This is a genomic window from Coralloluteibacterium stylophorae (assembly GCF_018122625.2).
Taxonomy (GTDB): domain Bacteria; phylum Pseudomonadota; class Gammaproteobacteria; order Xanthomonadales; family Xanthomonadaceae; genus Coralloluteibacterium; species Coralloluteibacterium stylophorae.
This window is the reverse complement of record NZ_JAGQFT020000003.1, coordinates 82695-108372: the sequence shown is the minus strand read 5'-3', so window position 1 is coordinate 108372 and position 25678 is coordinate 82695. Positions and strand designations below refer to the sequence as shown.

Annotated in this window: 22 protein-coding genes; 16 read left to right on the top strand and 6 right to left on the bottom strand. The window is 73.2% G+C overall.

Annotated features, from left to right (window positions below; all coding sequences use genetic code 11):
- The first annotated feature begins 67 nt into the window (after positions 1–67).
- From KB893_RS05220 to KB893_RS05185, 8 genes are all read left to right on the top strand, one after another.
- Positions 68–2254: a S46 family peptidase gene (locus tag KB893_RS05220; protein WP_246505431.1), complete on the top strand. Its 2187-nt coding sequence runs from the start codon at positions 68–70 to the stop codon at positions 2252–2254.
- Positions 2251–4389 (top strand): S46 family peptidase, encoded by a 2139-nt coding sequence (locus KB893_RS05215; RefSeq protein WP_246505429.1) that lies wholly within the window; start codon positions 2251–2253, stop codon positions 4387–4389. The genes KB893_RS05220 and KB893_RS05215 overlap by 4 nt, the downstream gene beginning before the upstream one ends.
- Before the next feature lie 79 nt (positions 4390–4468).
- Positions 4469–6649: a S46 family peptidase gene (locus KB893_RS05210; RefSeq protein WP_377731435.1), complete on the top strand. Its 2181-nt coding sequence runs from the start codon at positions 4469–4471 to the stop codon at positions 6647–6649.
- Positions 6650–6795: 146 nt separating this feature from the next.
- Positions 6796–8067: a bifunctional tetrahydrofolate synthase/dihydrofolate synthase gene (gene folC, locus KB893_RS05205; protein WP_211926490.1), complete on the top strand. Its 1272-nt coding sequence runs from the start codon at positions 6796–6798 to the stop codon at positions 8065–8067.
- A gap of 79 nt (positions 8068–8146) precedes the next feature.
- Positions 8147–9196, top strand: a complete 1050-nt coding sequence (locus tag KB893_RS05200; protein WP_211926491.1) for an SPOR domain-containing protein — start codon at positions 8147–8149, stop codon at positions 9194–9196.
- An 18-nt stretch (positions 9197–9214) separates the two neighbouring features.
- The gene (locus tag KB893_RS05195; RefSeq protein ID WP_211926492.1) at positions 9215–9778 is read left to right on the top strand and encodes a CvpA family protein; all 564 of its coding nucleotides are present in this window, start codon (positions 9215–9217) and stop codon (positions 9776–9778) included.
- 13 nt (positions 9779–9791) lie between these two features.
- Complete coding sequence (gene purF, locus KB893_RS05190) at positions 9792–11264, top strand: amidophosphoribosyltransferase (protein WP_211926493.1); 1473 nt, start codon at positions 9792–9794, stop codon at positions 11262–11264.
- The gene (locus KB893_RS05185; RefSeq protein ID WP_211926494.1) at positions 11264–12073 is read left to right on the top strand and encodes a ferritin-like domain-containing protein; all 810 of its coding nucleotides are present in this window, start codon (positions 11264–11266) and stop codon (positions 12071–12073) included. Before purF ends, KB893_RS05185 begins: the two co-directional genes overlap by 1 nt.
- A 142-nt stretch (positions 12074–12215) precedes the next feature.
- Here KB893_RS05185 and lpxH read toward each other — a convergent pair whose 3' ends face one another.
- Both lpxH and KB893_RS05175 read right to left on the bottom strand, forming a co-directional pair.
- Positions 12216–12944, bottom strand: coding sequence for a UDP-2,3-diacylglucosamine diphosphatase (lpxH, locus tag KB893_RS05180; RefSeq protein ID WP_211926495.1), 729 nt, complete (start codon positions 12942–12944; stop codon positions 12216–12218).
- 16 nt (positions 12945–12960) lie between these two features.
- Positions 12961–13602: a peptidylprolyl isomerase gene (locus KB893_RS05175; protein ID WP_211926496.1), complete on the bottom strand. Its 642-nt coding sequence runs from the start codon at positions 13600–13602 to the stop codon at positions 12961–12963.
- Between the two features lie 145 nt (positions 13603–13747).
- Here KB893_RS05175 and gltX point away from each other — a divergent pair, with 145 nt between their 5' ends.
- The 3 genes from gltX to KB893_RS05160 all read left to right on the top strand — a co-directional run bounded on the left by gltX (position 13748) and on the right by KB893_RS05160 (position 17020).
- On the top strand, positions 13748–15160 hold the full coding sequence (gltX, locus tag KB893_RS05170; RefSeq protein ID WP_211926497.1) for a glutamate--tRNA ligase: 1413 nt from the start codon (positions 13748–13750) through the stop codon (positions 15158–15160).
- A 68-nt stretch (positions 15161–15228) separates the two neighbouring features.
- Positions 15229–15726, top strand: a complete 498-nt coding sequence (locus tag KB893_RS05165) for a transcriptional repressor (RefSeq protein WP_211926498.1) — start codon at positions 15229–15231, stop codon at positions 15724–15726.
- 4 nt (positions 15727–15730) lie between these two features.
- On the top strand, positions 15731–17020 hold the full coding sequence (locus KB893_RS05160) for a succinylglutamate desuccinylase/aspartoacylase family protein (protein ID WP_213173510.1): 1290 nt from the start codon (positions 15731–15733) through the stop codon (positions 17018–17020).
- A 42-nt stretch (positions 17021–17062) separates the two neighbouring features.
- Here the strand turns inward: KB893_RS05160 and KB893_RS05155 are convergent, their stop codons facing one another.
- Positions 17063–19255 (bottom strand): TonB-dependent receptor, encoded by a 2193-nt coding sequence (locus tag KB893_RS05155; protein ID WP_211927625.1) that lies wholly within the window; start codon positions 19253–19255, stop codon positions 17063–17065.
- A 125-nt stretch (positions 19256–19380) separates the two neighbouring features.
- Here KB893_RS05155 and KB893_RS05150 point away from each other — a divergent pair, with 125 nt between their 5' ends.
- A complete protein-coding gene (locus KB893_RS05150; protein ID WP_211927624.1) occupies positions 19381–19782 on the top strand; it encodes a MerC domain-containing protein in 402 nt (133 codons plus the stop codon).
- A gap of 79 nt (positions 19783–19861) precedes the next feature.
- Positions 19862–20026, top strand: coding sequence for a 30S ribosomal protein THX (locus tag KB893_RS05145; protein ID WP_211927623.1), 165 nt, complete (start codon positions 19862–19864; stop codon positions 20024–20026).
- An 87-nt stretch (positions 20027–20113) separates the two neighbouring features.
- Here KB893_RS05145 and hutI read toward each other — a convergent pair whose 3' ends face one another.
- The gene (gene hutI / locus KB893_RS05140) at positions 20114–21340 is read right to left on the bottom strand and encodes an imidazolonepropionase (protein WP_213173509.1); all 1227 of its coding nucleotides are present in this window, start codon (positions 21338–21340) and stop codon (positions 20114–20116) included.
- Between the two features lie 34 nt (positions 21341–21374).
- Positions 21375–22604 (bottom strand): alkaline phosphatase family protein, encoded by a 1230-nt coding sequence (locus KB893_RS05135; protein WP_211927621.1) that lies wholly within the window; start codon positions 22602–22604, stop codon positions 21375–21377.
- Between the two features lie 64 nt (positions 22605–22668).
- Between KB893_RS05135 and KB893_RS05130 the strand changes: the two genes are divergently transcribed.
- The 3 genes from KB893_RS05130 (at position 22669) to KB893_RS05120 (ending at position 24520) form a co-directional block, all read left to right on the top strand.
- A complete protein-coding gene (locus tag KB893_RS05130; RefSeq protein WP_211927620.1) occupies positions 22669–23196 on the top strand; it encodes a hypothetical protein in 528 nt (175 codons plus the stop codon).
- A gap of 68 nt (positions 23197–23264) precedes the next feature.
- A complete protein-coding gene (locus tag KB893_RS05125) occupies positions 23265–23564 on the top strand; it encodes a hypothetical protein (RefSeq protein ID WP_211927619.1) in 300 nt (99 codons plus the stop codon).
- 89 nt (positions 23565–23653) lie between these two features.
- Positions 23654–24520, top strand: coding sequence for a hypothetical protein (locus tag KB893_RS05120; protein ID WP_211927618.1), 867 nt, complete (start codon positions 23654–23656; stop codon positions 24518–24520).
- Positions 24521–24541: 21 nt separating this feature from the next.
- Here KB893_RS05120 and KB893_RS05115 read toward each other — a convergent pair whose 3' ends face one another.
- Complete coding sequence (locus KB893_RS05115; RefSeq protein WP_213173508.1) at positions 24542–25636, bottom strand: hypothetical protein; 1095 nt, start codon at positions 25634–25636, stop codon at positions 24542–24544.
- Between the last annotated feature and the right edge of the window lie 42 nt (positions 25637–25678).

Sequence of the window (25678 nt, the reverse complement as noted above, 5' to 3'; positions counted from 1 at the left end):
GCACATCCGCACCCGGCCCAGGCATGACTATGGTCATGGATTCGCCTGCGAAACCCCGGAGCCCGTCTTGCGCCTGCGCGTCCTTGTCCTGACCCTCGCCGCGGCGCTCGCCGCGCCTGCCGCCCATGCCGACGAAGGCATGTGGCAGCCGCACCAGATGGCCGACCTCGCCGACGTGCTGCGCGAGCGCGGGCTGGAGATGGATCCCGCCGACCTCAGCGACCTCACCAGCCATCCGCTCGACGCGGTGATCGGGCTGGGCTTCTGCACCGCGAGCTTCGTCTCGCCGCAGGGCCTGATCGTCACCAACCACCACTGCGCCTACGGCGCGATCCAGTACAACTCGACGCCCGAACGCGACCTCATCAGCGACGGCTTCCTCGCCCGCAGCCTCGACGAGGAGCTGCCGGCCGACCCCAGCCTGCGCGTCTACGTGACGCAGGCCATCGACGAGGTCACCGACCGGGTCACCGGTTCGCTGCCGGCCGGGCTCGACGACCGCGCGCGCTTCGATGCCATCGACGCGGCGACCAAGGCGCTGGTCGCCGACTGCGAGGCGCCGGGCGGCCTGCGCTGCGGCGTCTACAGTTTCTTCGGCGGCCTGCGCTTCTACCTGGTCCGGCAGATGGAGATCCGTGACGTGCGCCTGGTGCATGCGCCGCCGGACGCCATCGGCAAGTTCGGTGGCGACGTCGACAACTTCGAGTGGCCGCGCCACACCGGCGACTACAGCTTCATGCGCGCCTACGTGGGCCCGGACGGGAAGCCCGCCGACTACGCCAAGGAGAACGTGCCCTACCGCCCGGACAGCTGGCTCAGGGTGGCCGAGCAGGGTCCGGAGGCGGGCGACTTCGTCATGGTCGCGGGCTACCCCGGCAGCACCAACCGCTACCGCCGCGCCAGCGAGGTCGCCGCGGCCATCGACTGGCGCCTGCCGACGATGATCGACTACCTCGAGCGCTCGCTCGACATCATCGGGCGGCAGACCGAGGGCCGCGACGAGGCCGCGATCAAGTACGCGGCGACGGTCGCCAGCCTCAACAACGCGCTCAAGCTCTACCGCGGCCAGCGCGACGGCTTCGCCCGCATCGATGCAGTGGCCGACAAGCAGGCGGCCGAGGCCGCGCTGCTGGCCTGGCTCGGCGACCAGGGTGCATCGCGGCGCGCGCAGCGCGAGGCGGTCGCCGCGCTCGAGGCCGAGATCGCGGCGGAGCGCGCGACGCGGGAGCGCGACCTGTGGGTCGGCCTGCTCGGCCGCAGCGGCCTGGTCGGCAGCGCCAACCTGCTGTACCGCCAGGCCCGCGAGAGCGCCCGCCCCGACGCCGAGCGCGAGGCCGGCTACCAGGCGCGCGACCGGCCGCGGCAGGAGGCGCGCCTGCGCCAGCTCGAGCGCCGCTACGACCCGCAGGTCGACCGTGCGCTGCTGGCCTTCGTGCTCCAGCGCTATGCGGCGCTGCCGGCGGACCAGCGCGTGGCCGAGCTCGACCGCTGGCTCGGCCTGGCGCCGGGCGGAACCTCCGTCGACGACCTCGACGCGCGCCTCGACGCGCTCTACGCCGGCACCGCCCTCGGCGACACCGAGGCGCGGCTGCGCTGGTTCGGCGCCGATGCCGCGGCGATCGAGGCGTCCGACGACAGCGCGCTCGCGCTGGCGGTGGCGATCGCGCCGGCCCTGCGGCGCATCGAGGACGCGGAGAAGGCGCGCGAGGGCCGCTTCTCGGTGCTGCGTCCGCAGGTCATGCAGGCGACCATCGACTTCAATGCCGCGCAGGGCCGACCGGTCTATCCCGACGCCAACAACTCGCTGCGCCTGACCTTCGGCACCGTGCAGGGCTATGCCCCGCGCGACGCCGTGCGCTACGAGCCGTTCACCACGCTCGCCGGGATCGCCGAGAAGCACACCGGCGCGGAGCCGTTCGATGCGCCGGCCGCCGAGCTCGAGGCGATCGCCGCCGGCGCCGGCGCGCGCTACCGGGGCGAGGCGCTGGACGCGGTTCCGGTGAACTTCCTGAGCGACGTCGACACCACCGGCGGCAACTCCGGCTCGCCGACGCTCAACGCCCGCGGCGAGCTCGTCGGCCTGCTGTTCGACGGCAACTACGAGAGCCTCGCCTCCGACTACGTCTTCAACCCGGACGTGACCCGCTCCATCCACGTCGACGCGCGCTACATGCGCTGGGTCATGGACACCGTCTCCGGCGCGGACAACCTGCTCGAGGAGATGGGCCTGCCGCATGGGGAGGAGGCGCGATGATCCGGCGCACGCTGCTGGCGGTGGGACTCGCCGCGGGCCTGCCGGCGCAGGCGAACGAGGGCATGTGGCTGCCGTCGCAGTTGCCGGACATCGCCGACGCGCTGCGCGAGGCCGGCTTCCGCGGCGACGCGCGCGACCTCGCCGACCTCACCCGCGCCCCGCTCGACGCGGTGGTGCGGGTGGGTGGCGGCACCGGCAGCTTCGTCTCCGCCGATGGCCTGCTGCTGACCAACCACCACGTCGCGCTCGGCGTGATCCAGTACAACTCGAAGCCGGGCCGCGACCTGATCGCCGACGGCTACGTCGCCGCCGACCGCGGCGCCGAGCTGCCGGCCAATCCGGACTACCGGGTGCTGGTCACCACCGGCTTCGAGGACGTGACCGAGCGCGTGCTGGGGCAGGCGCGTGGCAAGCGCGGCCGCGCCTACCACGATGCGGTCGACGCCGCCTCCAAGGCGCTGGTGGCCGAGTGCGAGGCGCAGGGCGACGTGCGCTGCAGCGTGGCCGACATGTTCTACGGCACCTCGTTCCACCTGGTGACCCAGCTCGAGCTGCGCGACATCCGGCTGGTCTATGCGCCGCCGCGCGCGATCGGCAACTACGGCGACGAGGTCGACAACTTCATGTGGCCGCGCCACAGCGGCGACTTCACCCTGCTGCGCGCCTACGTCGGCCGCGACGGCAGGCCGGCCGACCATGCCGCCGACAACGTGCCCTATGCGCCGCCCTCGCACCTGCGGATGGCCGCCACCGGGCCGGCCGAGGGCGACTTCGCCATGCTCGCCGGCTACCCCGGCATCACCTACCGCCACCGCACCGCGGCGGAGTTCGACCAGCAGGTCAACTGGCGGCTGCCGGCGCAGGTCGAGGTGCTCTCCGCGCTGGTCGACACGATCGAGCGCGTCGGCGCGACCGACGCCGATGCGCGCACCCGCTACGCCTCGCAGCTGGCCTCGCTCAAGAACGGCGAGAAGCGCTATCGTGGCGAACTCGAGGGTTTGCGCCGCAGCGACGCGGTGCGCGAGCGCGCCGCGGACGAGCGCGCGATGCTCGCGGCCACGCCGGCGCAACTCGCCGCGCCGATCGCCGACCTGCAGGCGCTCGTCGCCGACGCGGCCGCCACCCGCGAGCGCGATCTGCTGGTCGGCCTCGTCGCCGGCCAGGCCCAGCTGCTGCGCGCGGCGCTGACCCTGGAGCGCCTGCGCATCGAGTCGTCCAGGCCCGATGCCGGGCGCGAAAGCGGCTACCAGGTGCGCGACCACGGCCTGATCGAAGGCCAGCTGCGCCAGGTCCAGCGCCGCTACGCACCGGCGATGGAGAAGGCGCTGCTGGCGACCCTGCTCGAGCGCTACCAGGCGTTGCCCGAGGCGCAGCGCCTGCCCGAGTTCGACGCCGCCTTCGGCCGCACCCCGGAGGCGCTGGACGCGGCCCTGGACACGCTGTACGCGGACACGGCGCTGGGCGAGGAGGACGCGCGGCTGTCGCGTTTCGCCGCCGCCCGGGAGGGGCGCGCGCTCGCCGCCGATCCTCTGGTGACGCTCGCCGCGGCGCTGATGCCGGCGCTGCTGCGCATCGAGGACGCGCGCAAGGCGCGCGAGGGCGAGGACCTGCGCCTGCGTCCGGCCTACATGCAGGCGCTGGTGGCCTGGCGCGAAGGGCAGGGCATGGCGGTGTATCCCGACGCCAACCGCACGCTGCGCGTCAGCTACGGCCGCGTCGAGCCCCTGCAGCCGCGCGATGCGGTGCGCCATGCGCCGGTGACCACCGTCGCCGGCATCGTCGAGAAGCACACCGGCGAGGTGCCGTTCGACGCGCCCGCGCCGCTGCTGGAGGCGATCGCCCAGCGCCGTTTCGGCGAGCATGTCGATCCGCGCCTGGACAGCGTGCCGGTCAACTTCCTCACCAACCTCGACACCACCGGCGGCAACTCCGGCTCGCCGGTGCTCAACGCCGACGGCGAGCTGATCGGCCTCAACTTCGACAGCAACTGGGAGGCGGTCAGCGCCAGCTGGAAGTTCGATCCCCGCTACAAGCGCGCCATCCACGTCGACATGCGCTACCTGCGCTGGCTGCTGGACGAGGTCTATCCGGCCCCGCACCTGCTCGAGGAGCTCGGCGTGCCGGCCTCCGGCTGACGCCCCGCCGTCGATGCGCGCCCCGACCCGAACCGCCGGCGCCCCGCCGCCGGCCTGCCCCATCCGAAGGAGTGACCGCATGACCCTGCGTCCGAATCCCCTCCACCTCGCGCTCGGCGCGGCCCTCGCCCTCGCCGCCGGCGGCGGCGCGCATGCCGTCGAGGGCATGTGGGTCCCGCAGCAGCTGCCCGAGATCGCCGGCCCGCTGGAGGAGGCGGGGCTGGAGCTCGATCCGCAGCAGCTCGCCGACCTCACCGGCGACCCGATGGGCGCGATCGTGAGCCTCGGCGGCTGCACCGCGAGCTTCGTCTCGCCGCAGGGCCTGGTGGTGACCAACCACCATTGCGCCTACGGCGGCCTGCAGCTCAACTCGACCGCGGAGAAGGACCTCACCGTCACCGGCTTCAATGCTGCCACCCTCGGCGACGAGATCAGCGCCGGGCCGAACGCGCGCATCTACGTCACCGAGCAGATCACCGACGTCACCGAGCGCATCCGCGCCGCGCAGGCGCAGGCTGCCGACGGCGCCGCGCGCCAGGCCGCCACCGAGGCGCTGGAGAAGCGCCTGGTGGCCGAATGCGAACAGGGCGGCGGCTACCGCTGCACGGTCTATTCGTTCTTCGGCGGCCTGCAGTACCGGCTGTTCCGCCAGCTCGAGATCAAGGACGTGCGCATCGTCTACGCCCCGCACGGCGGCATCGGCGTGTTCGGCGGCGACATCGACAACTGGATGTGGCCGCGCCACACCGGCGACTTCACCTTCATCCGCGGCTACGTGGCCCCCGACGGCCGCCCCGTCGCCTACGCCAAGGACAACGTTCCCTACCGGCCCAAGCACTGGCTGGAGGTGTCGGAGGAGGGCGTGGACGTGGGCGACTTCGCCATGGTCGCCGGCTATCCCGGGCGCACCTACCGCTACGCGCTGGCGGAGGAGTTCGCAGACACCCGCGACTGGGCGTACCCGCAGGCGATCGAGGCCTACGAGGCGCAGCTGGCGATCATCGACGCCGCCGGCAAGGCCGATCCCGAGGCCGGCGTGAAGTACGCCGCGCAGGCCAAGGGGCTCAACAACTACCTCAAGAACATGACCGGGCAGCTCGAGGGCTTCGAGCGCGCCGACGCCGGCGACACCAAGCGCAAGGAAGAGCGCGCGGTGCTGGCCTGGCTGCGGAAGCAGGGCGAGGCTGGCAGGCCCGCGCTCGACGCCTACGCCCGCCTGCAGGCGGCGAACGCCGAGGAGCGCGCGACCCGCGAGCGCGACTTCATCGTGCGTGGCCTGCTCAACACCGGCCTGGTTTCGACCGCCAACCGCCTGGTGCGCGCCGCGGAGGAGCGGGCGAAGTCGGACGCCGAGCGTGCACCCGGTTACCAGGAGCGCGACCAGGCCGCGATCAAGGGCGCGCTGGAGCAGATGGAGCGCCGCTACGACGCCAGCGTCGACCGCCAGCTCCTCGCCTACTGGCTCGGGCGCTACATCGACCTGCCGGAGAAGCAGCGCGTGCCCGCGATCGACGCCTGGCTGGGCGGCGACGACGAGGCCGACGTGGAGAAGGCGCTCGACGCGCTCTATGCCGGCACCCGCCTCGGCGAGACCGAGGCGCGGCTGCGCTGGTTCGCCGCCGACCGCGCCGCGCTGGCCGCGAGCGAGGACAGCGCCATCGTCCTGGCCAACGCGCTGCTGCCCTACGTGCTCGAACGCGAGGCCGCGGCCGAGGCGCGCGAGGGCGAGGACATGCGCGACCGCCCGCTGTTCCTGCAGGCGGTGATCGACACCAACCGCGCCAACGGCCGCGCCGTCTACCCGGACGCCAACTCGAGCCTGCGCATCACCTTCGGCAACGTGAAGGGCTATTCGCCGAAGCGCGGCACCACCTACGAGCCCTTCACCCGGCTGGAGGAGATCGCGGAGAAGGCGACCGGCGAGGCGCCGTTCGACGCGCCGCAGGCCGAGCTGGACGCGATCGCGGCCCGGCGCTACGGCGGGCGCGAGCTGGAGTCGCTGGGCACGGTTCCGGTGAACTTCCTCACCGACCTCGACGTCACCGGCGGCAACTCCGGCTCGCCGACGCTCGACGCGCAGGGCCGCCTGGTCGGCCTGGTGTTCGACATGAACTGGGAAAGCGTGGCCTCGAACTGGGTGTTCAACCCGGAACTGACCCGCACCATCCACGCCGACATCCGCTACATCCTGTGGGTGATGGAGCAGGTCGACCCGGCGCCGCGGGTGCTGGAGGAGATGGGCGTCGAACCGCGGGACTGATCTTCCCGCTCCGGAACACACGCGACGCCGCGCCTCCGGGTGCGGCGTCTGCGTTTCCGCACCGGGCGCCGGCGCGGACGGAATCGCTCGTCGCGGTGCCGGGCCTTGCCCGACAATACCGGCCCCACCCGCACAGGTTCTCCCCCGTGACGCAGTCGCTCGACGCCTGGCTCGACCGCATCGGCCGCCAGCACCCGAACGCCATCGAGCTCGGCCTGGAGCGCGTGCGCACCGTCGCCGGGCGCCTGGGCATTCGGCGCCCGGCGCGGCACGTGCTGACGGTGGCGGGCACCAACGGCAAGGGCTCGACGGTGGCGTTCGCCGAGGCGATCGCGCGCGCGGCGGGCCTGCGCGTGGGCGCCTACACCTCGCCGCACCTGCTGCGCTACAACGAGCGCGTGCGCATCGACGGCGCGGAGGCGTCCGACGCGGCGCTGGTCGAGGCCTTCGAGGCGGTGGAAGGGGCGCGCGGGACGACGTCGCTGACCTACTTCGAGTACGGCACCCTGGCCGCGCTGTGGCTGTTCGAACGCGCCGCGCTGGACCTGGCGGTGCTGGAGGTCGGCCTGGGCGGGCGGCTCGACGCGGTCAACATCGTCGATCCCGACGTCGCCGTGATCACCACCGTCGACCTCGACCATGCCGACTGGCTCGGCAGCGACCGCGAGTCCATCGGCGCGGAGAAGGCGGGGATCATGCGTGGCTGGCGGCCGGTGGTCCTGGGCGAGCGCGATCCGCCGTCGAGCGTGCTGCGCCGGGCCTACGCGGTCGGCGCCTCGGCCATCCGCCTGGGCTGCGACTTCTTCGTCGACGCGCCCCCGCTGGCGGGCGAATGGACCTGGCGCGAGCCCGGCTTCGAGATGGCGCTGCCCGCGCCGGCGCTGCCGGCACCGGCGCAGCGCGACAACGCCGCGACGGCGATCGCCGCCCTGCGCGCGCTCGACCTCGACCTGCCGCAGGCCGCCTTCGCCCGCGGCGTCGCCACGGCGGCGCTGCCGGGGCGCCTGCAGCGGATCGTGCGCGACGGCGTCGACATCGTGCTCGACATCGGCCACAACCCGCAGGCCGCGCGCGAGCTCGGGCGCTGGCTCGACGCGCAGCGCCCGGTGACCACGCACGCGGTGTTCGCCGCGCTGGGCGACAAGGACCTGCCGGGACTGGTCGCGCCGCTGGTTCCGCGGATCGGCGCCTGGTTCCTCGCCGGCCTGGAGCCGGAGACGCCGCGCGGTCTCGCCGTGGACAGGCTCGCCGCCCGCCTCGGCGAGGCCCTGCCGCGGGCGGAGCGCCATGCGACGGTCGCGACGGCGCTGGATGCCGCCTGCGGCGCCGCGCTGCCGGGCGAGCGCGTGCTGGTGTTCGGCTCCTTCTTCACCGTCGCCGCCGCGCTGCGCCGCCTGCAGCCGGCCGCCGTCGGCTGAAGCGCGGCGCCTCCGCTCACGGGGGCGCAGGGACGGACGCGTATACTCCGCGCCACACCCGCTCCGCTTCCTTCCTGCGATGGATTCAGCCCTGAAACAGCGCCTCATCGGCGCCGCGGTGCTCGTGGCGCTGGCCGTGATCTTCGTGCCCATGCTGCTGGAAGGGCCAACGCCCGAGGACGAGGCGCAGGACGTCCCGCTGACCCTGCCGGACGCGCCGCAGCAGGGTTACGAGACGCGCGAGCTGCCGCTGGCGCCGATCACTCCGGCGGGCGACGCGGCCGCGGAGCCCGGTGCGGCGCCCGGCACGGCGACCGACGACGGTCGCCTGGCCACGGTGGAGGCCGGTGGCGAACCGGCGCCGCGGATGGACGGCGCGAGCGCTGCGCTGCCTGCGCCGCAGCCCGTCGCGCCCGCCGCCGATGCCGATGCCGATGCCGGCGCCCAGGCGGCGAACGAACCCGACCCCGAACCCACACCTGCGACCGCACCGGCAGCGCAGCCCCCCGCGGCGCCCGCGCCGGCAGCGGCGGCGACCCCGACGGCCGCGCCCGACGGCCGCTATGCGGTCAACGCCGGCGTCTACGGCAACGCCGGCAACGCGCGGACGCTGGTGGCCGCGTTCCGGCAGGCCGGCCTGCCGGCCTATGCCGAGGACACGCAGTGGCAGGGCCGGGCGGCGCAGCGCGTGCGCATCGGTCCCTACGCCAGCCGCGCCGAGGCCGAGAGCGTGCGCCTGAAGGTGCGTGGTGTGCGCAGCGACGTACCGACCAGCGTGATCGCGCTCGAGAGCGCGCCGAGGCCGTCCGGTGCCGTCGCCGCGGCACCGGCACGCACCGGCGCCTCCGCTCCGGCGACCGCGGCTCCGGCGCCAGCCCCGCGCGCGGCGCCGGAGACCGGGTTCGCGGTGCAGGTCGCCGCCTTCAGCTCGCAGGGCGACGCGAATGCGATGCGCGACCGCGTCCGCGGCGCCGGCTTTAGCGCCCTGGTCGAGGACGTGCGCACCGAGCGCGGCACCCTCTACCGCGTGCGCGTCGGGCCGACCGCCGCGCGGGCGGAGGCCGAGCGCCTGCGTTCGCAGCTGAGCCAGCGGCTCGGGCTGAACGGCAACGTCGTCTCCTATCCCTGATCCGGACCGTTCCCCATCGTGGCGTTGAACTGGGCCGACTACGTCCTCATCGGGATCGTCGCGGCGTCGGTGCTGATCGGCCTGGTCCGCGGGTTCCTGGTCGAGGCGCTGTCGCTGGCGATCTGGGCGGGGGCGTTCTGGCTGGCCTTCACCTACGGCGACGCGGTTGCGGCGCTGTTCTCGGGCGTGGACGTACCGTCGGTGCGGCTGCTGCTCGGCTACGCGACGGTGTTCGTCGCGGCGATCCTGGTGGGCGGCCTGCTGACCTGGCTGCTGTCGCGGCTGATCCGGGTGAGCGGCCTGTCCGGCACCGACCGCCTGCTCGGGATGCTCTTCGGCGTCGCCCGCGGCCTGGCGCTGTGCTGCCTGCTGGTGCTGCTGGTCGGGTTCACGCCGATGCCGCAGGACCCATGGTGGTCGCAGTCGCGGCTGCTGCCGGAGTTCGAGCGCGGCGCGCGCTGGATGCGCACCTGGCTGCCGGAGGCGGTGGCGGCCTACATCGATTTCGACCCGGCCCCCGCGGCTGGACCTGCTTCCACCGGACCATCACCGGCCGAGCCGCTTCCCGGCTCGACCCTCTAGAGGCCTCAAGATCATGTGCGGGATCATCGGTATCGCCGGAACCTCGGAAGTCGCCGGCGCGCTCTACGACGGGCTGACCGTGCTGCAGCACCGCGGCCAGGACGCGGCCGGCATCGCCACCGCCGAGGGCGCGCGCCTGCACATCCAGAAGGGCAACGGCCTGGTGCGCGAGGTGTTCGGCGAGGCGCAGATGGCCCTGCTGCCGGGCCGCGCCGGCATCGGCCACTGCCGCTACCCCACCGCGGGCTCCGAGGGCTCGGCCGAGGCGCAGCCGTTCTACGTCAATTCGCCCTACGGCATCGCGCTCGCGCACAACGGCAACCTGATCAACACCGAGGCGCTGCGCCAGGAGGTGTTCGAGCAGGACCGCCGCAACGTCAACACCGAGAGCGATTCCGAGGTGCTGCTCAACGTGTTCGCGCACGAGCTGGAGGCGCAGAAGGCGCTGACTCCGCAGGCGGCGATCAATGCCGTGGCCGGCGTGCACCGGCGCTGCAAGGGCGGCTACGCGGTGGTGTCGCTGGTGCTGGGGCTGGGAATCGTGGCGTTCCGCGATCCCAACGGCATCCGTCCGCTGGTGCTGGGCCGGCGCGACACCGGCGACGGGCTGGAATGGGCGGTGGCGTCCGAGAGCGTGGCCCTGGACCTGGCCGGCTTCCGCCGCGAGCGCGACGTGCGCCCGGGCGAGTGCGTGGTCATTTCGCCGCGCGGCGAGCTGACGGCCGAGGTCTGTGCGCCGGAGACCCGCCATGCCCCGTGCATGTTCGAGTACGTCTACTTCGCGCGGCCGGACTCGATGATCGAGGACATCTCGGTGCACAAGGCGCGCATGCGCATGGGCGTCAAGCTCGGCGAGAAGATCCTGCGCCTGCGCCCGGACCACGACATCGACACTGTGATCCCGATTCCCGACTCCTCGCGCGACGCCGCGCTGGAGGTCGCCAACGTGCTCGGGGTGAAGTACCGCGAGGGCTTCATCAAGAACCGCTACGTCGGGCGCACCTTCATCATGCCGGGGCAGGGCGAGCGGGTGAAGTCGGTGCGGCGCAAGCTCAACCCGATCCAGCTCGAGTTCCGCAACCGCGTGGTGCTGCTGGTCGACGACTCCATCGTGCGCGGCACCACCAGCCAGCAGATCGTGCAGATGGCGCGCGACGCCGGCGCCAAGAAGGTCTACCTGGCATCGGCCGCGCCGCCGGTCCGCTACCCCAACATCTACGGCATCGACATGCCGGCGGCCAGCGAGCTGATCGCGCACGGCCGCACCGAGGAGGAGATCCAGCGCCTGCTCGGCTGCGACTGGCTGATCTACCAGGACATCGCCGATCTCGAGGAGGCGGTCGCCGGCAAGAAGCAGCTGGTGTCGACCTTCGATTCCTCCTGCTTCACCGGCGAATACGTCACCGGCATCGAGCCCGGCTACTTCGAGCGCATCCAGCAACTGCGCTCCGACAGCGCCAAGCAGCAGCGCCGCACCGGGACCTGATGGGCGACGTGTTCGCCGCCGCGCGCGCCTGCCTCGACGCCGGCACGGTCGCGGCCAAGCTCGAGCTCACCCATGCCGCCGCGGCCGCCTGGGCGCGCGGCGGGCTGGCGGTGCCCGCCGACGCCGCGCCCCCCGCGCCGATCCGCATGCCGGGCCGGCCGCCGCGGCCGCGCCTGGTCCCGCCGCGCGGGCTCGCCCAGCGCGGCCTCGGCACGCCCGAGGGCAAGGCCGCGTTCCTGCACGCCATCGCGCACATCGAGTTCAACGCGGTCGACCTCGCCTGGGACGCGGTCTACCGCTTCCGCGGCCTGCCCGAGGCCTACTACGCCGACTGGATCGGCATCGCCGCCGACGAGGCCCGCCACTTCGCCCTGCTGCAGGCGCGGATGGCCGACCTCGGCGCCGCCTACGGCGACTTCGACGCGCACAACGGGCTGTGGGAGATGGCCGAGCGCACCGCCGCCTCCTGCCTGGCGCGCATGGCCCTGGTGCCGCGCGTGCTGGAGGCCCGCGGCCTCGACGTCACCCCCGGCATGATCGCGCGGCTGCGGCACATGGGCGACGAGGCCACGGTGGCGGCGCTGGAGGTGATCCTGCGCGAGGAGGTTCCGCACGTGGCCGCCGGCAGCCGCTGGTTCCGCTGGTGCTGCGAGCGCGAGGGCGTGGTGCCGGACGCGACCTTCCGCCAGCTCCTGCGCGACTACGCGCATGGCTACCTGCGCGGGCCGTTCAACGTCGAGGCGCGGCTCGAGGCCGGCTTCGACGCCGAGGAGCTCGCCGCCCTGGAGGCGCTGGCGCCACCGCGCTGACCGCGCGTATCCGGGCCGCCGCAGGAGCGGCTTCAGCCTCACTCCGCGTTTGTGTGGGAGGGGCTTCAGCCCCGACTGGAACGGCCCGGCAGGGCAGTGGGCGAACGGGCGCAGCCGCTCCGGTCGCAGGCCGCGAAGCGCCTCAGCCGAGCGCCGACAGCTCCAGGCGGTCGGCATCGACCCGCAGCACCGAACCCTGCTCGAACCAGTCGCCGAGCACGATGCGGGTGCAGGTGCGGCCGTCGACCTCGAGCGTGTGCACGGCCGGGCGATGGGTGTGCCCGTGGATGACGCGGTCCACGCCGTAGCGCGAGAACAGCGCGGCGACCGTGTCCGGGGTGACGTCGGTGATGTCGGCGGCGCCGCCACCGACGGTCGCCTGGTGCTGGCGGCTGGCCTCGCGGGCCTGCCGCGCGAAGGCCTGGCGCGCGGCGAGCGGCTGCGCCAGGAAGCGCTCGCGCCAGGCCGGGTCGCGGGTCTGCGCGCGGAAGGCCTGGTAGGCGTGGTCGTCGCTGCAGAGCGCGTCGCCGTGGGTGAGCAGGGTCGGATGGCCGTAGAGCATGACCACCGCCGGATCCGGCAGCAGGCGCATGCCCGCGCGCGCGGCGTAGTCGCGGCCGAGCAGGAAGTCGCGGTTGCCGTGCATGAAGTACACCGGCACCCCGGCATCGGCGACGGCGCCGAGTCCGGACGCCACCTCGGCGCCCAGCGGCGCCGGATCGTCGTCGCCGATCCAGGCCTCGAACAGGTCGCCGAGCAGATAGAGCGCGTCGGCGCCGGCCGCCTCCTCCTGCAGGAAGCGCAGGAACAGCGCCGTGATCTCCGGCCGCGCGGGATCCAGGTGCAGGTCGGAGACGAACAGCGTGGTCATCGGCCGTTCCGGCGGCTCACTCGGCGTCCAGCAGCTCGACGCGCTCGATGGTCACCGGCTCCACCGGCACGTCGCGCTGCAGCGGCTCGCGCGCGGTGGTCGGCACCTCGCGGATGGCGTCGACCACGTCCATGCCGTCGACGACCCGTGCGAACACCGCGTAGCCGCGGGTGTAGTCGCTCTCGTCGGAGGTGAAGTCGAAGCGCGGGTTGTCGACCACGTTGATGAAGAACTGCGAGGTCGCCGATTCCGGCGCCGCCGCACGCGCGGCGGCGACCGTGCCGCGCAGGTTGGACAGGCCGTTCTGCGTCTCCAGCGGGATCGGCGCGCGCGTCGGCTTGGGCTGCATGTCCGGCGTGTAGGCGCCGGCCTGGACCAGCATGTCCGGGATCACGCGATGGAAGATGGTGCCGTTGTAGAAGCCCGCGCGCGCGTACTCGACGAAGTTCTGCACCGTCCGCGGCGCCTGCTGCGGATACAGCTCCAGGGTGATGTCGCCCATCGAGGTGTGCAGGACCGCCTGTGGCCCGGTCACCGCCGGCGCCTCCTCGGCGCTCGGCACGCGGTCGACCGGCGCGTCCTGCGCGCGCGGCGCGGCAGGCAGCAGGCCTGCGCAGGCGAAGGCGAGGGCGGCGAGGAAGGATCCGGATCGGGTCATGACGGGTTCCGCGGACGAGCGAGTGCGACAGTCTAAGGCGTCGCGCCGGCGAGCGGGACGACGCGCCGGCTGTCGCACTGCGGCGGCGGGACGGGCCGCGCGCGCGGCCGCTAGACTAGGCGGCTGTCCCCACGCCCGCACCGCCATGACCTGCCGCACCCGCTTCGCCCCGAGTCCCACCGGCTTCCTGCACATCGGCGGCGCCCGCACCGCGCTGTACTGCTGGCTGCAGGCGCGCCACAGCGGCGGCGAGTTCGTGCTGCGGATCGAGGACACTGACCGCGAGCGCAGCACCGACGCGGCGGTGCAGGCCATCCTCGACGGCATGCGCTGGCTCGGCCTCGACGCCGACGAGGGCCCGATCTACCAGACCCAGCGCTTCGACCGCTACCGCGAGGTCGCCGAGCAGCTGGTCGCCGCCGGCAAGGCCTACTACGCCTACGAGACCCGCGAGGAGCTCGATGCGATGCGCGCCGCGGCCATGGAGGCCGGCACCAAGCCGCGCTACAACGGCCACTACCGCGATCTCGGCGCGCCGCTGCGCGACGATCCCAACCGCGTCATCCGCTTCAGGAACCCGCAGGGCGGCAGCGTGGTGTTCGAGGACAAGGTCAAGGGCCGCATCGAGTGGGCCAACGCCGAGCTCGACGACCTGGTGCTGATCCGCTCCGACGGCTTCCCGACCTACAACTTCGCGGTGGTCGTCGACGACCTCGACATGCGCATCACCGACGTCATCCGCGGCGACGACCACGTCAACAACACCCCGCGCCAGATCAACATCTACGAGGCGCTGGGCGCGGCCGTGCCGGCGTTCTCGCACCTGCCGATGATCCTCGGCCCCGACGGCGCCAAGCTCTCCAAGCGCCACGGTGCGGTGGGCGTGATGCAGTACCGCGCCGACGGCTTCCTGCCGCAGGCGCTGCTGAACTACCTCGTCCGCCTGGGCTGGTCGCACGGCGACCAGGAGATCTTCTCGCGCGAGGAGATGGTCCGCCTGTTCGACATCGCCGACGTCAACCACTCCGCCTCGCGCTTCGACCTGGACAAGCTGTCCTGGCTCAACCAGCACTACTTTAAGGCCTCCGACCCGGCCGAGGTCGCGCCGGAGCTCGAATGGCACCTGCGCGAGCAGGGCATCGATCCCGCGACCGGGCCGGCGCCGGCCGACGTGGTGGTGGCGCTGGCCGACCGGGTCAAGACGCTCAAGGACATGGCCGAGCGCGCCGCGGTCTGGTACCGCCCGCTGGCCGACTACGACGACAAGGCGGTGGCCAAGCACCTGGGGGCGTCCGCGCGCGCGCCGCTGGAGGCGATGCAGCGCCGCCTGGAGGCGCTGCCGGCGGCGGACTGGTCGCCGGCGGCGATCGACGCCGCGGTCAGCGCCACCGGCGTGGAGCTGGAGCTGGGCCTGGGCAAGATCGCGCAGCCGCTGCGGGTGGCGATGACCGGCACCCAGGTCAGCCCCTCCATCGACCACACCGTCTACCTCGCCGGGCGCGACGAGGCGCTGCGCCGCATCGCCGCCGCGCTCGCCAGAGTGCCCGCCGCGGACTGAGGCCCGGGCTCCCGGACACCGCCGCCCGCGACGCGGCGGTTCACCCGCACGGTGCTAGCATGCCGGCCATGTCTCCCGCCCATGCCAGCCGCGTGCACGCCTGCACGGACCCGCACGCGCACGTCGATGCGCCGGACGATTTCGTGCGGGCGGTGGAAGCCGCCTGCGCCGAACGCGGCCTGCGCCTCACGCCGATCCGCGCGCAGGTGCTGCGCCTGATCGCCGAGGCGCAGCGCCCGGTCAAGGCCTACGACCTGCTCGACCGGATGAAGGTGACCCGCGAGGGTGCCGCGCCGCCGACGGTCTACCGCGCGCTCGACTTCCTGATGGAGCAGGGCTTCATCCACAAGCTGGAATCGGTCAACGCCTATCTCGGCTGCCACCATCCCAGCGCCGAGCATCATTCGGCGCCCTTCCTGATCTGCGACCGCTGCCTGGCGACGGTCGAGCTGGAGGACCCACGCATCGCCGAGCAGCTGACCGCGCAGGCGAAGGCGCTGGGTTTCCAGCCGCAGGCGCAGACCCTGGAAGTGCATGGCCTGTGCGCGCGCTGCAGCGCGGCCTGAGGCGGTGGAGAAGGGACGCGGCCGCAGGGCGCGGCTGACCGCGCTGGCGGCGATCCTGCTGGGCCTCGCGCTTCCGGCCACGGCGCAGGATTTCCCGGTCGCGCCGCCGGGACGGCCGCAGCCCCTGCCGCCGCTCACCCCGATCGCCGGCGGCGACGTCGACGCCTCCGCGATGGGGCCGCCGCGGGTCGCGCCGCTGCACATCCTCGACCGCTTCGTCCTTCCGGGCACCCGCGTGCGCCTGGAGTGGCAGGCGAGCCAGGGCCTGGCCGGCGAGGCCGCGGCGCCGGTGGTGATCGTCCACGGCGCGGAGCCGGGCCCGGTGCTGTGCCTGGCCGCGGCGGTGCACGGCGACGAGATCAACGGCGTGGAGATCGTGCGCCGCGCGGTCTACTCGCTGCAGCCGGAGACCCTGGCCGGCAGCGTGGTCGCGGTGCCGATCGTCAACGTGTTCGGCTACAGCCGCGGCAGCCGCTACCTGCCGGACCGGCGCGACCTCAACCGCTTCTTCCCCGGCAGCCGCTACGGCAGCATCGCCTCGCGCATCGCCTGGAACTTCTTCGATGGCATCGTGCGCGGCTGCGACGCGCTGGTGGACTTCCACACCGGCTCGTTCGACCGCAGCAACCTGCCGCAGATCCGCGCCGACCTCACCCGGCCGCAGGTGCTGGAGATGACCCGTAGCTTCGGCAACACCCTGGTGCTGCACAGCCCGGGCAGCCGCGGCATGCTGCGGGTCGCCGCCAACAGCATCGGCATCCCGGCGGTGACCTTCGAGGTCGGCGCGCCGCTGCGGCTGGAGAAGCACGAGATCGAGGCCGGCCTCGACGGGCTGCGCCACCTGATGCAGCGCATGGGCATGCTCGCCGGCGAGGCGCAGATCCTGGAGGATCCGGCCGAGGCGCAGCCGGTGTTCTACGAGTCGCAGTGGGTGCGCGGCGACGTCGGCGGCCTGCTGATCAGCGACGTCGAGCTCGGCCAGCGCGTGCAGCGCGGCCAGGTGCTGGGCCGCATCCACGACCCCATCCTCAACCGCGAGCGCGAGATCGTCTCGCCGATCCACGGCCGCGTGCTCGGCATGGCGCTCAACCAGCAGGTCCTGCCCGGCTATGCCGTCTACCACCTGGGCGAGGAGACCAGCGAGCAACGCGCGGTGGCGGAGGCGGCGACGGTGGGCGAGGCCGTGCCGGAGGACGGCGAGGGCGGACCGCGGCCGCTGCGCCGCATCGGCGAGGAGACCGGTGCCGGCGCGGACGACGGCGCGGTCGACGAGGACGATCCCGACATCGAATGAGGGCGGCGCCGCTGCATGCGGCGCCGCGAGCCCGTGTCCCCGTCAGAAGAAGGCGCGGACGCCGAAGGCCACGCCGCGGCCCGGCAGCGGGGCGTAGTCGCGCAGCAGCGAGGTGTGCTGGCGCGCCTCGCGGTCGGTGAGGTTGGTGCCGTCCAGGAACACCTCGTAGGACAGCGCCGGCATGTCCCAGTGGTAGGACAGGTGCGCGTTCACCAGGGTGTAGGCCTCGCTCGGCTCCTCGTTGTCGGCGACGCGGTCCTGCTCGCCGTAGCGGACGCCGCCGACCGAGGCACGCCAGCCGCCCATGCCCCAGCCAAGGTCGGCGCCGATGCGCGACGGCGCGATCCGCGGCAGGTCGCCGGTCTGGTCCAGCACCACGCTGTAGTCGTGGGTGTGGTCGTCGTGCGGCACCGAGAACTCGCGGGTCTGCGTGGGCTCGCCGTCGAAGGTGGCATGCACGTAGTCGCCGAACACGCGCAGGTCCCAGAGGCCCGAGGTGTTGTCGGCGAGGTGGAAGATCGCTTCGGCCTCGGCGCCGCGGAACTTCGCGTCCGTCTGCGCCCACAGGCGCACCGGAAGGCCGAACTCCTCGATGCCCGTGTCGGCAAGGTAGACGAAGTCGTCGAAGTCGGTCTGGTACAGCGCGAACTTGAAGTCGGCCGGGTCGGTGTGGACGTGCATGCCCAGCTCCAGCCGGCGCGCGCGCTCCACGTCCATGCCGGCGTCGCCGACTTCCCAGCTCGCGGTGGCGATGTGGGCGCCGTTGGCGTAGAGCTCTTCCTGCGTCGGCGCGCGCTCGGAGCGGTCCGCACCCAGGGTCAGGTGCAGCGCGTCGCTGACCCGCCACAGCGCCGAAGCCGAGATGCTGTTGGTGTCGAAGCTGCGGTCGGCGCCGGTGCCGGGTTCGAGCTCGACGCGGTCGTGGCGGAGTCCGCCCTCCAGCTTCAGCGGCCCGAAGTCCTTTTCCTGGATGACGAAGGCGCCGAGGGTGTCGGTGACGGTCGGCGGCACGAAGGCCTCCTCGCCGATCGCCTCGAAGTCGCTGCGCGAGATCTGCACGCCGAACGCGCCGCGCCAGCCGTCGACCTCCTTCTGCAGCGCCTCGATGCGGGTGTCGTAGCCGGTGTTCTCGAAGCGCGTGCCGACCTCGCCGCTCTCCAGCTCGACGTGCTCGTAGTCGTTGTAGGCGCCGTTGAAGGTCAGCTCCTCGAGGAAGGGCAGGGGATCGTAGAGGCCGGCCTTGACCTGGTAGCGGGTCTGGTCGAGGTCGATGCGCACGACGTGCTCCTCGTGCTCTTCCTCCTCCTCGTCCTCGTGGTCGTGGTCGTGGTCGTGTCCGTCCTCCTCGACGTGGAGGTGCGCGCCCTCGGGGATGCCGTAGTTGGTCTGGTAGGTGCTGACCGCGGCGCCGATATAGCCGCGCTCGCCGAAGAAGGTGCCGCCGACGGCGCCGCCCTTGGTCAGGAACGAGCTGTTGGCGAGCGTTCCCTCGACCTGCTCCTCGTGCTCCTCGTGTTCCTCCTCCTCGTGGTCATGATCGTCGTGATCGTGATCATCATGCTCGACCTGGGCGACGCCGGGGATGTCGAAGTCGTCCCCGTCGCGGTAGAAGGCATCGGCATGCCAGGTGAAGCGCTCGCTGCCGCCGTCGACACGGAACATGCCGGTCGTCTCGTCGTTGACGGTGTTGCCGCGCACCTCGGCGCGACCGCTGAAGGCCTCGGTCGCCGGCGCCAGCGGCACGCGGCCATCGACCACGTTGACCGCGCCGCCGATGGCGCCGCTGCCGTAGATCAGCGTCGCCGGCCCCTTCAGCACCTCGATCTGGTCGGCGAGGAAGGGCTCGATGCTGACCGCGTGGTCCTGGCTGACGGTGGAGACGTCCATCGCACTGGTGCCGTTGGACAGCACCTGCACGCGCGGGCCTTCCTGGCCGCGGATGATCGGACGGCCGACGCCGGTGCCGAAGTAGGTGCTCTGCACGCCCGGCAGCAGCGAGACGGTCTCGCCCAGCGTCGCCGCCTTCCTGCGGTCGAGCTCCTCGCCGGACAGCACCTCGACCGGCTGCGCCAGCGACTCGGTGTCGTTGCGCAGCGGCGAGGCGGTGACGGTGATGGCGTCCAGGTGCTGCGCCTGGTCGTGGCGCGTGTCCGAGCGGGTGGCGGTCTGGGCATGGATCGGCAGGGCGAGCGCGAGGCCGATGGCCAGGGCGAGCGGACGGTGGACGGAAGGCATGAAACGGAATCTCCAGGATCTTCAGGTGATGCGGCGCCGCGCGATGACGTCCGGCGGCGAACGTTATAGAGTAACCGGCAGCAGATGTTATAGTGTTTCGTATGCTCGCCAACAGGACGAAAGTCATGGGCTTCACTTCCAGCGCAGCGCGCGTGCAGCACGTCGGCGACCGCGTCGGTTTCGCCGGTTCCCTGCTTTGCGCCGTGCACTGCGCTGTGCTGCCGGTCCTGCTGGCGGTGGCGCCGGCGCTGGGGCTGAAGCTGGTCGCCGGCGTCGACCTCGACCAGGCCATCGTGGTGTTCACCGCGCTGCTGGGCGTCGCCATGCTGGCCATCGGCTACCGTCGCCACCGCGCGCTGCGCCCGGCGCTGCTGCTGCTGGCAGGACTGGCGCTGCTCCTGGGTGGCGCCTTCGGCGGCGCGCATGAGCACTCGCTGGCGCACGCCGCAGTGATGACCGTCGGCGGCGTGCTGGTCGCTGCGGGCCATCTGCTCAACCTGCGCCTGGGCCACGCCGCGCGGCGCTGAAGCTCAGCATTCCCGTCGGATTGCCGCGTGCGGCGGGAATGCTTAGGCTTGCCCACCGCAACGACGAGCAGGAGAGACCATGGGCAAGGGCGACAAGAGGACGGCCAAGGGCAAGCGCTTCGCGAGCAGCCACGGCAATGCACGTCCGCAGACGACGGTGAAGGCGACGGCGAAGATCGCGACGCCGAAGGCCGCCGTGGCCAAGAAGGCGCCCGCCAAGAAGGCCGCTGCCAAGAAGGCCTGAGCGCGCCGCCGCCTGATGGAGAAAGGCCCCGCTCGCGGGGCCTTTTTCATGGCGCCGGAGGCGTCGCGGCGGGCGGCGCCGCGGGTCTCAGCGCAGCCGCCGGCCGCCGGCGTAGACGGCGCGTGCGCACGGTCCGCCGAGCCAGTAGCTCAGCTCCGCCGGCTGCGCCGCGTCCCACACCGCCAGGTCGGCGCGCAGCCCGGGCGCGAGGCGGCCGCGGTCGTCCAGGCCCAGCGCGCGTGCCGCATTGACGGTCGCGCCGCGCAGCGCCTCCTCCGGCGTGAGCCGGAACTGGGCGCAGGCCAGCGCCATCGCCAGCCGCAGCGAAAGCAGCGGCGAGGTGCCGGGATTGCAGTCGGTGGCGACCGCCATCGCCACGCCTTCGCGTCGGAACAGGTCCACCGGCGGCCGCCGCTCCTCGCGCAGGCAGACGAAGGCGCCGGGCAGGAGCACCGCCACCGTGCCGGCGGCGGCCATCGCCCGCGCGCCGTCCGCGCCGGTGTATTCGACATGGTCGGCCGAGAGGCCGCCGAAGCCGGCGCTGAGCGCCGCGCCGCCGAGGTCCGAAAGCTGGTCGGCGTGCAGCTTGACCGGCAGGCCCAGCGCGCGCGCGCGCTCGAACACCCGCCGGGTCTGCGCCGGATCGAAGCCGATGCCCTCGCAGAAGGCGTCCACCGCATCGGCCAGTCCCGCGTCCGCCACCGCCGGCAGCATCTCGTCGCAGACCAGGTCGATGTAGGCGTCGGCGCGGCCGGCGTAGTCCGGCGGCAGCGCGTGCGCGCCGAGGAAGGTGGTGCGCACGCCGACGCCCAGCGTGGCGCCGAGGCGGCGTGCCGCGCGCAGCATGCGCAGTTCGCTGGCGGTGTCGAGGCCGTAGCCGGACTTGATCTCGAGCGTGGTGACGCCGTCGGCGACGAGCGCCCTCGCGCGCGGCAGCGCGGCCGCCACCAGCGCGTCCTCGCCCGCCGCGCGCGTGGCGCGCACCGTCGCCGCAATGCCGCCGCCGTTGCGGGCGATGGTCTGGTAGTCGACGCCGGTGAGCCGCTGCTCGAACTCGCCGATGCGTTCGCCGGCGAACACCAGGTGCGTGTGGCAGTCGATCAGCCCCGGGGTCAGCAGCGCGCCGCCGAGATCCTCGACGTCCTCGCTGCGCCCGCGCAGCGTCTCCGGCAGGTCGGCGGCGCGGCCGACCCAGGCGATGCGCCCCTCGCGCACGTGCAGCACGCCATCCTCGATCAGGCCGTAGCCCGCGGCGTCGGCGAGGGTGACGAGGCGGGCGTTGCGGAACAGGCGGTCGGTCGGGTCGCGGCTCATGCGCCGGGATGGTAGCCGCAGGCGCCGCCCGCGTTCACCGCAGCGCCTCGCGCAGGTGCGCGGCGTCGCCGTCGTTGGGTGCCGGCTCCACGCCCAGGAGCGCCGCCAGCAGCGGGTAGACGTCGACGTTGTCGAAGGGCTCGAGCACCACGCCGCGGGCGAACGCGGGGCCGTGGGCGATGAAGATCGCGCCCATGCTCGGTTCGGCGGGGTCGAAGCCATGCTCGCCGGCGCTGGTGCGGCCGCCCATGCGCAGCAGGTCGGCGCGCGCCAGCGCCTTCCAGCCCAGCGCCGCCTGGCACAGCACCGGCGGCACGCGCGGATGCGTGCCGTAGTGCCAGCGCGCGGGGAGCTCCTGCTTGCGCCAGCAGGTCAGGTGCGGGTCCTGCTTCGGGAAGGCGGCGTCGGCGCTGCGCGGCGCCAGCCCCACCACCGTGCCCTGGGTCACCACCGTCCAGTCGTCGAGGTCGACCAGGTCGTCGAGGAACACCAGGCGCCGCAGCGAGGTCGCCGCCATGCCGTGGTCGGAGACGACGACGATGTTGGTGTCCTCGTACAGGCCGCGCTCGCGCAGGCCGTCGACGAGCAGGCCTATCGCCGCGTCGAGACGCTCGGTGGCGGCGATCCGCGCCTGCGAGTCCGGGCCGGAATAGTGGCCGGCGGTGTCGACGTGTTCGAAGTAGAGGGTGATGAAGTCGGGGCGCGATGCGGGCGGCCGGTCCAGCCAGCCGAGCACGCGCTCGACCCGCGCCTCCGGCGTCAGCTCCGGGTCGAAGGGCGTCCAGGTGTCCGGCCGTACGCCGTCGATGGCGGCCTCGGTACCCGGCCAGAACATCGCCGCGGTGCGCAGCCCCGCGCGCTGCGCGCCGACCCACAGCGGCGTGCCGTCCCACCAGTGGGCGTTGCCGACCGCCTCCGGATCGTGGATGGTGAAGCGGCCGAGCGCGGGGTCGCGCATGGTGTTGTTGACGATGCCGTGGTGGTCCGGGCGCAGGCCCGTGACCAGCGTGTAGTGGTTGGGGAAGGTCAGCGACGGATAGGACGGGTTCATCCAGCGGGCGCGGGCGCCGTCGGCGGCGAGCGCGTCGAGCACCGGCGTATGCCCGGCGCCGAGATAGCGGGCGGCGGTGCCGTCGAGCGAGACCAGGATCAGCCGCGCCGGCCGCGGTGACGCTTCGGGCAGGCTGGCACAGGCCGACGACAGGCACAGCAGGATCAGGATCAGGAGCGCGGGAAGAGCGGGCGAAGCGGAACGTCGGGACATCGATCTGCCGGCTGTGGAACGGCGCGGGAGGGTAACAGGGGTGGATGACCCGCCGATGGCATTCATGTCCGCGCCACGCCTGCAGGTGTATCGCTCGGGTTCCCTGATCGTCGGTTCGCGTTCCGTGTCCGGTACCCGGCGCCTGCTTCTTCTCGTCGTCCTGCTGCTGGCGGTCGCTCCGCTGGCTGCGCAGGTTCCTCGGCCCTACCCACCGCCGCCGGGGACCGCGACGGTGCCGGGCCGCGGCGTCATGCCCTCGCCGCTGCAGCGCCACGAGACGTTCCTGCGCGACGCCGAGGTCGAGCGTCAGCGTGCGCAGGTCGAGCGCCTGCGCCAGCAGCGCAGGCTGGATGCGCTGGACGCGCGGAGCGCGCGGCGCAGCCTCGACCTGCGCCAGGCCACCACCCGCGATCCCCTGGTGGCCGAGCGGATGCAACGCCAGGTGGACGCGGCGGAGGCAGAGCGCCGCCTGCAGCGGGCCCGGCGCGCGCAGGCGCTGCAGGGCGAGATCGAGGCCGCACGGCCCGCCGCCGCCGATCTCGACTACCGGGCGCGCCTCGCACCTCGCCAGCGCGCGATCGAGGAGCCATGACGGCGGTGGCGACACGCGCCGCTGCGGCTTGCGAGCGGTCGCACCATGTCCTCCCACGGAGACGCACCATGACACGTGCTTGCAGCCTTGTTCTCCTCGCGGCCCTGGCCGCGCCCCTGCACGCGCAGACGCCGGAGCGCCCTGTCCGGTCCGACGAGGCGGGCGCGGCCGAGCGGCAGCGCACGGCGGAGCGCTGCGCGCGGTTATCCCGACTGCAGAGCGTGCAGGCCCGGCGTCCGGTCCCTGCCGAATGCTTGGACGGCAACGTGCGCAGCTACGACCGCGAGGACCTGCGCCGTACCGGCGAGACCGACCTGGGGCGGTCGCTCGAGCGCCTGGATCCGTCGATCACCACGCGCCGCCACTGAATCGGCGCCGTCCGCGGCGCATGCATCCTCGCCGCACGTCCACGCGGAGCTGCGGCAGAATCGGTCGCACCGAATCACGAGGAGAGCCGATGCTCCGCTGGATTCCGATGCTCGCCGCGCTGCTGCTGGTCACCGCTGCACGTGCAGCGCCGGTGCCGCTCGAGGTGGGCGGCGAGACCATCCCCTTCCCCGCCGATGCCGGTTACGTACGTGCGAGCGAGGCCGCGCCGGAACTGTTCGAGTTCTCGCAGGCGGCGCTGCCGGAGGGCAACCGCCTGGTCGAGGCCTTCTACCTGCCCGAGGACATCGAGCGGCTGAAGCGCGGCGAGGCGGTCCAGGACGTCTACTTCCAGGTGCAGACCTCGCGCAGCGCCGAGAACGCCGCGATCACGCTCGACGAATGGCAGGACGCGCGGCCCGAGCTCGTCGCCGGCATGCAGCGCATGGATCGCGAGCAGTTCGACGAGACCTACGGCAACGCCAACGCAAGGCTGAGCAGGTTCGCAGGCAACGAGGTCGAGGTGCGCTTCGGCGAGCTCGGCATGCCGAGCATCTACGAGGAAGACGAGCGCAGCCTGCGCTTCCAGATGGTGATGCCGGTCGAGATGCGGGTCGGCGACAGCGCGATGAACATGGAGATCGCGGCGGCCGGCGCGGTCGCGCTGGTGCGCAACCGCATGCTCTACATCTACGCGTTCGTGCCGGCGGAGCGCATCGACAGCACCGAGCGGATCCGGCAGCGGCTGGACCGGGTCGTCGACGGCCTCACCGGCGTCGCGCCGGCTGCCGACGTGGACACCGCCGGCGACGGCATTGCCGCCCTGCCGGATGCGCAGGGGCCGCAGTTGCGCACGGTCTACCTGCTGATCGGCGTGGTGGTGCTGGTGGTCGTGGCGCTCCTGGTCTGGGCGGCGCACCGCCGCCGTGACCCGGGCAGCAGGCCGCCGCCGGGCTGAAGCCCGGGCACACGGCGTGGGTCAGGGCGCAGGTGCGGCGGCGTCGCCGCAGCCTTCCGGACCCATGTCGGGCAGCCCGCCGTAGGCGATGGCGCGCACCGGCAGGCTGGACGCCGGCTGCGGCGGCGTCCACGCCCGTCGGCGCTCCGCCAGCCGACGTTCGGCGTCGGCGCGCATGTCCGGCGTGGCGTCTTCGTCCAGTCGCGCGAGCGCATCGTCGATCAGGCTCGCAAGCGCGGGATCGCTGTCCCGGTCCTGCTGCACGAGGCGTTCGGCGGCGAGACGGTAGAGCGCCAGCGCCTCGATCCGGTCCGGCCGGACCACCTGCGCCAGATAGCTGCGGCTGCCGGTGTCGAGGAGGCCGGAATACGCATTCGCCAGCACGAGCAGCGCCTCGGCGCTGCCGGCCTGGGCGGCGCGGCGGGCGATCGCCTCGGCCTCGCCGCGGTAGCGGACCAGCGCCTGCAGGGTGTCGAGCGTCTCCCGATGGCGGAAGGCGTTGCCGTTGGCGTACTGCACCATCGCCGCCACGTTGCCGCCGAGCGCCGCCTGCCTCCAATAGTCGATCTTGCGCGCGGGTTCGATGGCCGGCACGCCGTCGCAGTGGGCGGCCTCGCGCAGGAGGTTGTCGCCGGCGATCTCGCCGAACGCGGCAAGCTCGCGCATCGCGCGCTCGCGCTGGTCGGCGTCGGCGATGCTGGCGATGGCGTCGCCCTGCGAGCGTATGCGTTCGTCCACCGCCGACATCCGGTAGCGCAGGTTCTCGCAGGCCTGATACTCGGTCGCGAGCCGGCACGCCGCGGCGGCATCGCCTCGCGCCGCGCGCCGTTCGAGCTGCGCGCGGACCGCATCGAAGGGCGCATCCAGCGGCGGCAGCGGCGCCATCGACTCCGCCGTGGGTATCGCGCCCGCCTCCGGGCGCAGCTCCGCACGGGACACGGGCCGATCCGGCGCCGTGCCGGCCTGCGCGCCGGGCTCGCCCGGGGCGACGGGTGCGGGCGACGGCGGCGGATCGTCGATCCACCACCACGCGGTGCCTGCGACCGTGCCGGCCGCCAGCAACGCAGGCAGCACGAGGCGGCGACGGGGCGGCGACGACGGCGGATCGGCAGGCATCGCCGCGATCAATACCGCGTCGCCGGGCACGGTTCCAGTGAG